This window comes from Cypionkella sp. TWP1-2-1b2 (assembly GCF_049896245.1).
Lineage (GTDB): Bacteria > Pseudomonadota > Alphaproteobacteria > Rhodobacterales > Rhodobacteraceae > Cypionkella.
Map to the genome: position 1 here is coordinate 104,126 of NZ_JAFCTX010000001.1, position 11,337 is coordinate 115,462.

Below are 11,337 nucleotides of genomic sequence, written 5' to 3' on the forward strand. Positions count from 1 at the left end.
CCCGCCCTGCGTGGGCGGGCCGAAAGTGCCCCCGCCCAACTGGGGCAGGCCGAAAGTGCCCCCGGTGTCAGCCGCGGGCACCGGGGTTATTTCACTTCGTCAGCCTTGCCACGGCTTTCGAGAATCTCGTCGATCAGGCCCCAAGCCTTGGCATCTTCGGCGGACATGAAATTATCCCGCTCCAGCGCCGCTTCGACCGTCTCATAATCGTTGCCGGTGTGCTTGACATAGATCTCATTCAGGCGGCGCTTCAGCTTTTCGGTTTCGCGCGCGTGGATCATGATGTCTGTCGCTTGGCCTTGATAGCCGCCCGAGGGCTGGTGCACCATGACGCGGCTGTTCGGCAGGCTGAAGCGCATGCCCTTTTCGCCCGCTTGCAGCAGCAGCGAACCCATCGAGGCGGCTTGGCCGATCACCAAGGTCGAGACCTTGGGGCGGATGTATTGCATGGTGTCATAGATTGACAGACCAGAGGTCACAACGCCACCGGGGCTGTTGATATACATCGAGATTTCCTTTGACGGATTTTCCGCCTCAAGGAACAAAAGCTGGGCGCAGATCAGGCTGGACATGCCGTCATGCACCGGGCCTGACAAAAAAATGATGCGCTCTTTCAGCATACGGCTGAAAATATCGTAGGCGCGTTCGCCGCGGCTGGTCTGTTCGACCACCATCGGCACAAGGGTATTCATGTAGTGGTCAACTGGATCGCGCATGGAAACCTGCCTGTTTAGGTCCGTGGAACTGTTTTAACGCCGTATGCTTTCGAGAGTCTTAGTGGCGCGCGCCGGGGGGTGCAAGGGCGGGCGGGCGCATTGCTGCAATCGGCGATGGGTTGCGTTGCGGTTTAGCTCGGATGTGCTGAAAATTTGGTTAATACGAAAATTTCAACTTGTCAGAGATAGGACGCGGCGGCGGCGTTTCAACGGGGGGTGCCCGCGCATGGTGGCCCTGCTGTGCGGGCCGAGCGCATACAAATTCTGCGCAGACATTTGGCCGCTCCTTGGCCCTTTCAGGCCGCGTCGCTGTGGTGGGCGATCAAGGCAAGCGACGAGGCCTGACAGGGCCAAGGAGCGGTGGGTCAGCGTGCCACGCTGATTTCTGCCCGCAAGCCCCCCAGCCGTTCGCTATCGCCCAAACGCAAAGCACCGCCATGGCTGCGGGCGATGTCCGAAGCAATCGACAGGCCCAATCCCACTCCGCCGCCCTTGTTGGGGTTGCGCGCGGGGTCTAACCGTTTGAACGGCTCTAGCGCCTCATCGCGGCGGTCCTTGGCGATGCCTGGGCCGTCATCCTCGACAATGAAGCGCAAGACCCGGTCGCTGACTTGCAGGCTGACCTCGACATGTTTGGCATGGCGCACCGCATTGCCGATCAGATTCTCCAGCGCCCGGGTGATGGCCTGCGGGCGTAGTTTAGCGACATCCAGCGCATCGCCTGTGTCAAATTTGGCGGGGCCCAGCGTCACTGGCTGACCCATGCGGCGCGCGTTATCCGCCACATGTTGCAGCAAAGCGGTGGGGTTGACAGGCTCGGCCTCCTCCATCGCGTCGCCGCGCGCGAAGGACAGGAATTCATCGACCAAGCGCTCCATATCCGCGACATCCTGTTGCAGCGCGCGGGTGTCGTCGTCTTCGGGCAGGAAAGACAGGCCGAGTTTCAGCCGGGTCAGCGGCGTGCGCAGATCATGGCTGACGCCGGACAGCATCTGGGTGCGGCTTTCGATCTGGCGCTCAATCCGGGCGCGCATGTTCAGAAAGGCATTGCCAGCGGCGCGCACCTCGGTGGCACCGCGCGGGGAATAGGGCACGGTCTGGCCCTTGCCGAAGGCGTCCGAGGCGCGGGCAAGTCTTGTGATCGGGCTGAGTTGGTTGCGCAGAAATATATAGGCGATGAAGGTCATCAGCGCCGAGGTGAACACCATCCAGACCAGCAGCTGATGCGGGTTGCTGGCCGAGATGCGCGAGCGTTTTATCTCAAACCGGATCGGACCTTTGTTGGTATCCAGATAGACCTGCACCACCAAGGGATTGGTGGTGAGATCGACCGCGCGCACGCCAGACAGCCGCTCATACAGCGTCAGGGCGACGGCGCGACCGGCATAGTCGAACCATCCGCGGCTGTCCGTCTTGGGGATTTCAGCCGGGCTCAGCGGGAATTTCAGGCCAAGATCAAGGCCGCGGGCAAGATCGAGCGCAACGTCCTGGGCCTGCGCCAGATCGGCCACAGCATCGACACGAGCGCGGATATAATGGATCTCAATACTGACGCCGCCGGTCATCTGCCGGGTGACACCGTCAAAATGCCGCTGAATGAAGGCGATCGAGACGATCAGCTGCACCACCACCACCGGCAGCACCAGAATAAGCGCTGCACGCCCAAACAGGCTGCGGGGCAGAAAGGGCTTGAGACGGCGCTGCATAGCAGCAAGATTAGCGGGGATGCGGCAAGATGGGAAGGCCGGGATGCAAGTAGCCGAGGGCGTGTGGCGGATCAGGGCGGCAAACCCAAGCCCGATGACCGGGACTGGCACCAACTCTTACGTGCTGCACGGGCCCGAGGGCGCGGTGGTGATCGACCCCGGCCCCGCCCTGCCCGACCATCTGGCGGCGGTGCTTGCAGCAGTGGGCGATGTACCGCTGCGGGCTGTTCTGCTGACGCATCCGCATCTGGATCATTCCGCGCTGGTGCCGGAGTTGAAGACGGTGACTGGGGCGCAGGTCTACGGCTTTGGCGACGCTGTGGCGGGGCGCTCTGCGGTGATGCAACGGTTGGCGGCGGCGGGGTTGCAGGGCGGCGGCGAGGGCGTCGATGCAGGCTTTGTGCCGGATGTGCGGGTGGCGGATGGCGCGATGCTGACACTGGCAGGCTTGCAGATTGAGGCACTGCATACCCCCGGCCATATGGGCAGCCATCTGTGCTTTGCGCTGGGGCAGGATCTGTTCAGCGGCGACCATGTGATGGGCTGGGCCAGCACGCTGATCTCGCCGCCCGATGGTGATATGAGCGCCTATATGGCGTCGCTGCAGCTGTTGGCTGCACGGCAATGGCGGCGCTTCTGGCCGGGGCATGGCGAGACAATCACCGATCCGGCCACCCGTCTGGCCGCGCTTGCCGCCCACCGCCGCGCCCGCGAAACCGCGATCCGTACGGCGCTACAGGCAGGCCCCGCTCGCCCCACCGATCTCGCCGTACAGCTATATACCGACACCCCGCCCGCCCTGCTGCCCGCCGCCGCTCGCAACATTCTTGCGCATCTCATTGATCTGCATGACAGAAATATCGTGACCTCCACAGGTCCGCTTAGCCCTGACGCCCAATTCAAAATCATCTGAGCCGCAATGCATTTTTATGCGTCCCCCCCTTTACGCCCCCAAACACCCTTGCTATAGACCCCTTGTGTTCCGGCGTAGCTCAGCGGTAGAGCAGTTGACTGTTAATCAATTGGTCGTAGGTTCGATCCCTACCGCCGGAGCCAATAAAATCAAGGGGTTAGCTAGAAATAGCTGACCCCTTATTTTTTTTGTGTCCGCACGGCGTACGCATATTACAAGCTAAAGCGCCAGTTTCGCACGGCTTTGTGAGTGAGGCAGGCCGGTTTGCGGGACCGGGCTGATCTGGGTCAAGGTGCATCGCTGGAACTGTTGTAGGCTCAGGCAAAATTCCGTTTCGGGGACCAGATGAGCGACGATCCGTATGCAGCCCTTGGTTTGAGCAAATCCGCCACGGCGGCGGAGATCAAGAAGGCTTACCGCAAGCTGGTGCGCAGCGCGCATCCTGATCTGCATCCCGATGATGCCGGGGCCGAGGCGCGGTTCAAGGTGATCACTGCAGCGCATGATCTGCTGAAAGACCCGGCACTGCGCGCCCGGTTTGATGCGGGCGAGATTGACGCAACCGGGGCGGAACGCCCACCTCGGACCTATTACCGCGATCATGCCGATGCGGGCGGTCAAGGGTTTGCTCAGGGCTTTGGCCAAAGGTCGGGGCCAACTTCGAGGTTTGGCGATTTCGGCGATCCCTCTGATATTTTCGCGCATATCCTGCGGCAACGCGCGCGGGGTGGCGATGGCAGCTACGCGCAACCCGGCCCCGATCTGCGCTACACGCTGGAGGTGGCGTTCCTGGATGCGGTGCTGGGCAGCAAGACCCGGATCACCCTGCCCGAAGGCGGCAATCTTGAGGTGCAAATCCCCAAAGGTATGCAAGACGGCCAAAGCCTGCGGCTGCGTGGGCGCGGCGGCGCGGGCTATGACGGCGGCCCTGCGGGAGACCCGCTGGTCACGGTGCAGATCCGCGCGCATCCGGTGTTCCGGCGCGAGGGCGATGACATTCTGATCACACTGCCGATCACCATAGATGAGGCCGTTCTGGGCGGCAAAGTGACCGCGCCGACCATCGACGGGCCGGTCAGTGTGAACATTCCCAAAGGGGCGAACAGCGGGCGTATCTTGCGCCTGCGCGGGCGCGGTGTTGCGCGCGCGCGCGGTCCTGCGGGCGATGCGCTGATCGAATTGCGCATCGTGACGCCACCCGGCAGTGACGCAGCCCTTTGCGATTTTCTGGCTGAATGGCGCAAAAGCCATGCCGATGATCCGCGCAAGGCGATGATGCAGGAGGCCGCAGAATGATCGAATATTTCAGCGAAACGCACTATTTCAACGAAACGCAGACCCTCGCCGCTGTGCCAGGCCTGTCACATTCCCAACTTGGCGTGTTTCTGGCCGAGGGGCTTATCACCGCTCACCCCTCGCCCGAAGGCGCAATGTTTCGCGCCGTCGATGTGGCGCGTCTTGCACTGCTGTGTGATCTTGCCGAGCATTTCGATCTGGAGGGCGATGCCTTGGCTGTGGTGATCGGGTTGATTGACCAGTTGCACAGCACCCGCCAACACCTGCGCGCCATGGCGCAGGCGCTGGAGGTCGAGCCGCAAGATCTGCGCGCGCGTATCGGCGCGCGCTTTATCGGGTTGCTTGCAGTTTGAGGCGCGGCACCGCTACCGCCTGCGCACCGAATTGCCGCCAGCGAGGATGCCGTCGATCAACTTGGCGACGGCGGCATGCAATTCAGTGACGCCATTTTCGCCTTTTGGCGCATGATGATGTGCCGCCGCTGCGTCTTTCAGGATGCCGATGATCTCGGCTTCCGGCAGGATATTGCGGTCGTTCAGCGCCAGCAGCAGGGATTCACAAATCGCAAGCGCGGCGGTGCCGGAAACATCGTTCGGTTGGGCCATCTGAGATTATCTTTCCATTAAGGTCGCTGACCCGGACAAGGACGCCAAGGCTGCGGACACTTCATCCAGTCTGACAGAGTTAATGCGTGACGGACTGATCAACATCAGCTTGCCCTACGCTTCGCTGATCAAAATGGCGTCAACGGGCAGACAATTTGACGGGCGCGTGTTGACCAGTGCGTGGCCTGCGCCGATGTCGACACAGCCTGTCTGGGCCATGACGCTGTCTGGGCCATAAGGGCTCCGCTTGCGCGCAGGCTGCAGCCCGTCTGGCGCGGCTCAATTCGTAATGATCACTTTCAGCGCCTTGGTCTTGGCGGCATTGCCGAAGGTGGCATAGGCCTCAAGGATATCGGCGAGTTTGAAATGGTGGGTGATCAGCAAGGTCGGGTCGATCTTTTTGGCGGCCACCGTCTTGAACAGCATCGGGATCGTCGCGGTATCGACCAGCCGGGTGGTCACGGCGATGTTGCGGTCCCACAGGCTCTCCAGATGCAGATCGACCTTTTTGCCATGCACGCCGATGTTTGCGATGATGCCACCGGGGGCGATCAGCTGCTGACACAGCTCGAACGTGGCGGGGATACCCACCGCCTCAATCACCGTATCCGCACCGCGCGCTTCGGTCAGCGCCATCACCGCCGCCACCGCCTTGCCATCCGCGCTGTTGATGGTGGCAGTCGCGCCAAACTTTTTGGCAACCTCCAAGCGGTTGTCGTCCAAGTCAATCATGATGATCTGGCCGGGCGAATAGAATTGCGCGGTCAGCAAAGCGGCCAGCCCGATCGGCCCCGCGCCCACAATCGCCACTGCAGAGCCGGGGGCGATCTTGCCATTCAGCACGCCACATTCAAAACCGGTGGGCAGGATGTCACTGAGCATCACCAGCGCTTCCTCATCAGCGCCTTTGGGAATGTGATAGAGGCTGAGGTCAGCATGCGGCGTGCGGACGAATTCCGCCTGCGTGCCGTCGATCTTGTTGCCCAATATCCAACCGCCTGTGGTGCAATGCGAATACATCTGGCGACGGCAATAATCACACTTCCCACAAGCGCTGACACAAGAGATCAGCACAGGGTCGCCCTTCTTGAACGACGTGACGGCAGGCCCGACTTGCTCGATGACGCCAACGCCTTCATGGCCCAGAATCCGCCCCGGCGCGCAACTGGGCACATCACCCTTGATGATATGCAGATCCGTGCCGCAGATCGTGGTCTTCGTTACCCGCACGATGGCATCGGTGGGGTCGATGATTTCGGGCTTGGGGCGGTCTTGCAGCGCCATCTTGCCTTTCTCGGTATAGACCAAAGCTTTCATCTCAGGCGTCCTTTTGTATCGCGCGGTGGGCTGCGCTTAAGGGGTTGTCGCGCAAGCGGGTTAGGCCCGCACTGATCCAGATCGGTCTGCGGGTTGCTGGGGTGCGGGGGGCTTGCGCGGGTTGTTGCCGAAGCGGCGGTGATCTGCGTGCCAGCCCGGCCTTCCAGAATGGCGCGGGCATCTTGCAACGTGCCTATCCCTGCCATCGCGCCGCCTGCGCGCACGAACGTACTTGCAGCGGCAATTTTGGGGCCCATCGAGCCTGCCGCAAAGCTGATCTTGTCCAGCGCATCGGGGGTGATCGTGCGAATTGCAGCCTCGGCAGGGCGGCCCCAATCGCGCATCACCGCCACCACATCGGTCAGCATCAGCAGCGCATCGGCGCGAAGTTCCTGCGCCAGCAAAGCCGCCGTGCGGTCCTTGTCGATCACCGCCTCGACACCGTCCATACCGCCTGTGGCATTGCGGACCACCGGAATACCGCCGCCCCCGGCGCAGATCACGCAGACGCCCGCCTCGACCAGCAGTTTGATCGCCGCCAGCCCCAGAATTCGCTGCGGCAGTGGTGAGGGCACCACCCGGCGCAACCCGCCCTTGGGGTCTGCCACCATCGACCAAAAATGTTCTGCTTTGATCAGCTTGCCTTCTTCCGCCGAATAGATCGGCCCGATGGGTTTGGTCGGCTGGTCAAAAGCGGGGTCGGCGCGGTCAACCTCAACCCGGGTCAGCAAGGTTGCACATTCCACCCCGGCAGGCAGCGCGTTCATCAACTCCTGCTCGATCAGATAGCCGATCATGCCTTCGGTTTCCGCCCCCAGCACATCCAGCGGCCACAGGGCTTGCGGCGCGTAAGAGGCGGCCTGCAACGCCAGCAGGCCGACTTGCGGGCCGTTGCCATGCGCCACGATGATCTGGTGATCCTTCGCCAGATCGGCCAAAGCCAGCGCCGCGATCCGCACATTGGTGCGCTGCGCCTGATAGGTCATCGGCTCGCCGTGTTTCAGCAGGGCATTGCCGCCAAGGGCTACAACGATGCGCATGTTCAGGCTCCTTTCCATTTTATTCGGCCAATTCTACTGGCCCAATCTTACTGGCCCAAGGTGGCGACAAGCACCGCCTTGATCGTATGCATCCGGTTTTCCGCCTGATCGAACACCACCGAAGCCCGCGAGCAGAACACCTCATCCGTCACCTCCATGCAGTCGATGCCATGGGCTTGGAATGTCGCCTCGCCCACTTCGGTATCGCGGTTGTGGAAGGCAGGCAGGCAATGCATGAATTTGCTGTGCGGGTTGCCAGTGGCGGCCATCACGGCGGCGGTGACGCGGTAGGGGGTCAGCAGCTTGATCCGCTCGGCCCAAACCGTATCCGGCTCGCCCATCGAGACCCAAACATCGGTGTAGATGAAATCGCAGTGCTTGACCGCCTGCGCCACATCCTCGGTCAGGGTGATCTGCCCGCCGTTAACCTTTGCGATGGCTTCGCAGTGTTTCAGCAGTACCTGATCTGGCGCCAGGCTTTGCGGGCCGCAAAGCCGGATATCCATCCCGATCAGCGCCGCCCCCACCATCAGCGACGCGGCCATATTGCCGCCGACATCACCCATGAAGCAAAAACTGATATCCGACAGATGCTTATGGGTGAATTCGTGCATCGTCATCAGATCGGCCAGCACCTGCGTCGGGTGGAAATCATCGGTCAACCCGTTGTAGACTGGCACGCCTGAGAACTTGGCCAGCGTCTCGGCATCCTTCTGCGCGAAGCCGCGATATTCGATGCCATCATAGAACCGCCCCAGCACGCGGGCGGTGTCCTGCATGCTTTCCTTATGGCCGATATGGCTGCCAGCGGGGCCAATGTAGGTGACATGCGCGCCCTGATCATAGGCCGCCACCTCAAAGCCGGACCTTGTGCGGGTGCTGTCTTTCTCAAAGATCAGCGCGATGTTTTTGCCGCGAAGCCGTGGCTGTTCGGTGCCCGCCGCCTTCGCCGCCTTAAGACTGGCGGCAAGCTGCAACAGGTGGCGAACCTCGCCGGGGGTAAAATCGAGCAGCTTCAGGAAACTGCGGCCATGCAGGTTTTCGGGCATATTATCCTCCTATACCGCGTCGCGGATCAGCGGGCAGGTCATGCAATGCGAGCCACCCCTGCCCCGACCCAATTCGGCCCCCGGAATGGTGATCACCTCGACGCCCGCCTTGCGCAAAAGGGTGTTGGAATGGGTGTTGCGTTCATAGCCGACCACCACGCCGGGGCTGAGGCACAAGAGGTTGTTGGCATCGTCCCATTGCTCGCGCTGCGACTCGTAAGCATCGCCGCCGGTGGGCACCGTGCGGAGGGTTTTCAGGCCCAAAGCCTCGGCCACAACGGCCAGAAACGGCTGGGTTTCCTCGGTGACGTCGATCTTGCCTGCCTTGCCGGGGCGCAAAGAATAGCTTTGGATCGCATCGGTGACTTCGGCAAACACCGTCACCAGATCGCGGTCACAGAAGGTGAACACCGTATCCAGATGCATCGCAGATCGGCTGCGCGGGAATTGGCAGGCGATCACCCGGCTCGCGGCACCCTGCGCAAACAACGCCCGCGCCACCTGCCCCACCGCCTGCGGCGTGCTGCGTTCGCCCATGCCGATCAACACCACGCCATTGCCAACGGGCATCACATCGCCGCCTTCCAGCGTAGCGGGGCCGTGATCTTGCAGCGGATCGCCCCACCAGATCGGAAAGCCTGCATCCTTGAAATCGGGGTGGAACCTGTAGATCGCCGCAAGGTTCAGCGTCTCCAGCCGCCGCGCCGCCCAGTGCATCGGGTTCAGCGTGACACCGCCGTAGATCCAGCAGGTGGTGTCACGGGTGAAGATATGGTTCGGCAGCGGGGCCAGTACAAAATCTTGCGGGCGCAGCATCGGGATCAGCACACCAGCGCGCGGGATCGGCAATTCAGCCCGGTTCATGCCGCCGATCAGGATCGAGGACAGCGTGTCCGCCTCCATCTCCATCAGGCAGGCGAACAGATCATCCGACAGACCAACCCCGACGGTATTGTCATTGATCCGCGCCGACAGCAGCCATCTGCGGGCTTCCATATCGCGCAGGGTTTCGGTCAGCAGGGCGCGCAGAAACACCACCTCGACGCCGCGCTCGCGCAATACATCGCAGAAGGTCATATGTTCGACCCGCGCCTGTTTCACCCAGATCACATCGTCGAACAGCAGTTCTTCACGGTTTTCCGGCGTCAGCCGCGCCATCTCGGTGCCAGGGCGATGCACCATGACGCGGCGCAACAAGCCTGCTTCGGAATGAACGCCATAGGTGAGTGCCATGCGGTTTCCTATCCAATAACGACGGCGAGGCTAAGCGCCGCCATGATGATCACGGTCAGGGCTGCCAGCAGCGGTGCGATGAAGCGCAGCCAGCGCTCATAGGGCACCCGGCCAATGGCGAGGCCGCCCATGACCACGGCGGATGTGGGCGTGATCAGGTTGACGATGCCGCTGCCGGTGGCAAAGGCGGTGACGACCAGTTCACGCTGCACCCCGGCGAAATCGGCGACCGGGGCAAGGATCGGCATCGACAACACGGCAAGGCCCGAGGTGGAAGGCACAAGGAACGACATGCCCACCTCGATCCAGTAGATCACGTTGATGAAGGCGACCTTTGGCAAACCTGCGACCGAGATTTCCGCCGCGTGCAGGATGGTATCGGTGATCCGGCCTGCGTCCATCACCACCACGATGCCGCGCGCCAGACCGATGATCAGCGCCACCCCCAGCAGATCACGCGCGCCGTTCAGGAAGGCCTCGACCAGCCGGGCCTCTCCCAGACGCGCGATCAGGCCGATGAGAATGGCAGCGATCAGGAACAACCCCGACATCTGCGCCATCCACCAACCCTGGCTGGAGACGCCCCAGATCATCACCGCAAAACTTAGCGCGAACAGGATCAGGACAATCTGATGCAACCCGGTGAACGTGGCTCCCGCTGCGGGTTTGCCACCCAGAAAATGCGCCTCGTTCGCGGCTTTTTTGTCATAGACCAATGACTTGGACGGGTCCGCCTTCACCCGTGCTGCATAGCGCATCACGAACGCCACCGTGATCAGCCAGCACAGCCCCAGTATGATCAGCCGCAGGGCCAGCCCATCGGCAAAGGTCACCCCCGCTGCATCCGACGCGATCACCGTGGAAAACGCGTTGATGGTAGAGCCGAGCACGCCAACCCCCGCGCCCAGCAGGATCACCGCCACCGCCACCACCGCGTCATAGCCCGCCGCAATCATCACCGGGATCAGCAGAACGTAAAACGCCAGCGTTTCTTCAGCCATGCCGTAAGTGGTGCCGCCCAGCGCAAACAGCGCCATCAGAAACGGGATCATCCAGTTCTCGCGGCCCTTCAGCTTGACCATGGCCCGCGCAATACCTGCATCAATCGCGCCCGTCGCCGTCACCACCCCGATAAAGCCACCGATGATCAGCACGAACAGCGACACGTCGATGGCGTTGGCCGCATAGCTGTCGGGATCATAAAACCCGGCGATCGGGGCGAGGATCACGTCGAACACGCCCTGCGGATTTGCATCGGTCAGCGCATAACTTCCAGCAACCGGAACATCCTTGCCCAAGGCTTCCGAAGCGACGCGGGCGTATTGCCCCGCCGGGATGATCCAGGTCAGCGCCGCCACCAGAACGATCAGCGCGAACAGGATGGTGAAGGCGGACGGAAACCGCAGCCCCGAAGTAGAAACTGGCGCAGGTTCAGGTGTCAGTGGCACGGTGTCGCCCCTTT

The 11,337-nt window shown here is 62.0% G+C and carries 11 protein-coding genes and 1 tRNA gene; 4 read left to right on the forward strand and 8 right to left on the reverse strand.

From position 1 onward, the window contains the following. Positions 1–86: 86 nt before the first annotated feature. Positions 87–716 carry an ATP-dependent Clp protease proteolytic subunit gene (locus tag ACP7AP_RS00575; RefSeq protein WP_426031163.1) on the reverse strand — a complete coding sequence of 210 codons (630 nt, stop codon included), beginning with the start codon at positions 714–716 and terminating at the stop codon, positions 87–89. Between the two features lie 365 nt (positions 717–1,081). Next, positions 1,082–2,422 (reverse strand): ATP-binding protein, encoded by a 1,341-nt coding sequence (locus tag ACP7AP_RS00580; RefSeq protein WP_426031165.1) that lies wholly within the window; start codon positions 2,420–2,422, stop codon positions 1,082–1,084. Positions 2,423–2,465: 43 nt separating this feature from the next. On the opposite strand from ACP7AP_RS00580, the gene ACP7AP_RS00585 reads away from it, so the two are divergent. The 4 genes from ACP7AP_RS00585 (at position 2,466) to ACP7AP_RS00600 (ending at position 4,984) form a co-directional block, all read left to right on the forward strand. Next, the gene (locus ACP7AP_RS00585) at positions 2,466–3,335 is read left to right on the forward strand and encodes an MBL fold metallo-hydrolase (RefSeq protein WP_426031167.1); all 870 of its coding nucleotides are present in this window, start codon (positions 2,466–2,468) and stop codon (positions 3,333–3,335) included. A gap of 68 nt (positions 3,336–3,403) precedes the next feature. Beyond that, a tRNA-Asn gene (locus ACP7AP_RS00590) sits at positions 3,404–3,478 on the forward strand. 202 nt (positions 3,479–3,680) lie between these two features. Continuing rightward, the gene (locus ACP7AP_RS00595; protein WP_426031169.1) at positions 3,681–4,631 is read left to right on the forward strand and encodes a DnaJ C-terminal domain-containing protein; all 951 of its coding nucleotides are present in this window, start codon (positions 3,681–3,683) and stop codon (positions 4,629–4,631) included. Further along, on the forward strand, positions 4,628–4,984 hold the full coding sequence (locus ACP7AP_RS00600) for a hypothetical protein (protein WP_426031171.1): 357 nt from the start codon (positions 4,628–4,630) through the stop codon (positions 4,982–4,984). Before ACP7AP_RS00595 ends, ACP7AP_RS00600 begins: the two co-directional genes overlap by 4 nt. Before the next feature lie 12 nt (positions 4,985–4,996). Here ACP7AP_RS00600 and ACP7AP_RS00605 read toward each other — a convergent pair whose 3' ends face one another. From ACP7AP_RS00605 to ACP7AP_RS00630, 6 genes are all read right to left on the reverse strand, one after another. Continuing rightward, positions 4,997–5,236 (reverse strand): hypothetical protein, encoded by a 240-nt coding sequence (locus ACP7AP_RS00605; protein ID WP_426031173.1) that lies wholly within the window; start codon positions 5,234–5,236, stop codon positions 4,997–4,999. 279 nt (positions 5,237–5,515) lie between these two features. Further along, positions 5,516–6,553, reverse strand: coding sequence for a zinc-dependent alcohol dehydrogenase family protein (locus tag ACP7AP_RS00610; protein WP_426031175.1), 1,038 nt, complete (start codon positions 6,551–6,553; stop codon positions 5,516–5,518). Beyond that, positions 6,550–7,593, reverse strand: a complete 1,044-nt coding sequence (arcC, locus tag ACP7AP_RS00615; protein ID WP_426031177.1) for a carbamate kinase — start codon at positions 7,591–7,593, stop codon at positions 6,550–6,552. The genes ACP7AP_RS00610 and arcC overlap by 4 nt, the downstream gene beginning before the upstream one ends. A gap of 47 nt (positions 7,594–7,640) precedes the next feature. Continuing rightward, positions 7,641–8,642: an ornithine carbamoyltransferase gene (gene argF / locus ACP7AP_RS00620; protein ID WP_426031179.1), complete on the reverse strand. Its 1,002-nt coding sequence runs from the start codon at positions 8,640–8,642 to the stop codon at positions 7,641–7,643. A 9-nt stretch (positions 8,643–8,651) separates the two neighbouring features. Further along, positions 8,652–9,875, reverse strand: coding sequence for an arginine deiminase (locus ACP7AP_RS00625; protein ID WP_426031181.1), 1,224 nt, complete (start codon positions 9,873–9,875; stop codon positions 8,652–8,654). 8 nt (positions 9,876–9,883) lie between these two features. After that, on the reverse strand, positions 9,884–11,323 hold the full coding sequence (locus tag ACP7AP_RS00630) for a YfcC family protein (protein WP_426031183.1): 1,440 nt from the start codon (positions 11,321–11,323) through the stop codon (positions 9,884–9,886). Positions 11,324–11,337: the final 14 nt, after the last annotated feature.

Excerpts from the sequence above, each read along its gene's own strand:
- ACP7AP_RS00605 (WP_426031173.1), bottom strand. The coding sequence starts at position 5,236 with ATGGCCCAACCGAACGATGTTTCCGGCACCGCCGCGCTTGCGATTTGT.
- arcC (WP_426031177.1), bottom strand. The coding sequence starts at position 7,593 with ATGCGCATCGTTGTAGCCCTTGGCGGCAATGCCCTGCTGAAACACGGC.
- ACP7AP_RS00595 (WP_426031169.1), top strand. The coding sequence starts at position 3,681 with ATGAGCGACGATCCGTATGCAGCCCTTGGTTTGAGCAAATCCGCCACG.
- ACP7AP_RS00600 (WP_426031171.1), top strand. The coding sequence starts at position 4,628 with ATGATCGAATATTTCAGCGAAACGCACTATTTCAACGAAACGCAGACC.
- ACP7AP_RS00585 (WP_426031167.1), top strand. The coding sequence starts at position 2,466 with ATGCAAGTAGCCGAGGGCGTGTGGCGGATCAGGGCGGCAAACCCAAGC.
- argF (WP_426031179.1), bottom strand. The coding sequence starts at position 8,642 with ATGCCCGAAAACCTGCATGGCCGCAGTTTCCTGAAGCTGCTCGATTTT.
- ACP7AP_RS00580 (WP_426031165.1), bottom strand. The coding sequence starts at position 2,422 with ATGCAGCGCCGTCTCAAGCCCTTTCTGCCCCGCAGCCTGTTTGGGCGT.
- ACP7AP_RS00625 (WP_426031181.1), bottom strand. The coding sequence starts at position 9,875 with ATGGCACTCACCTATGGCGTTCATTCCGAAGCAGGCTTGTTGCGCCGC.
- ACP7AP_RS00610 (WP_426031175.1), bottom strand. The coding sequence starts at position 6,553 with ATGAAAGCTTTGGTCTATACCGAGAAAGGCAAGATGGCGCTGCAAGAC.
- ACP7AP_RS00575 (WP_426031163.1), bottom strand. The coding sequence starts at position 716 with ATGCGCGATCCAGTTGACCACTACATGAATACCCTTGTGCCGATGGTG.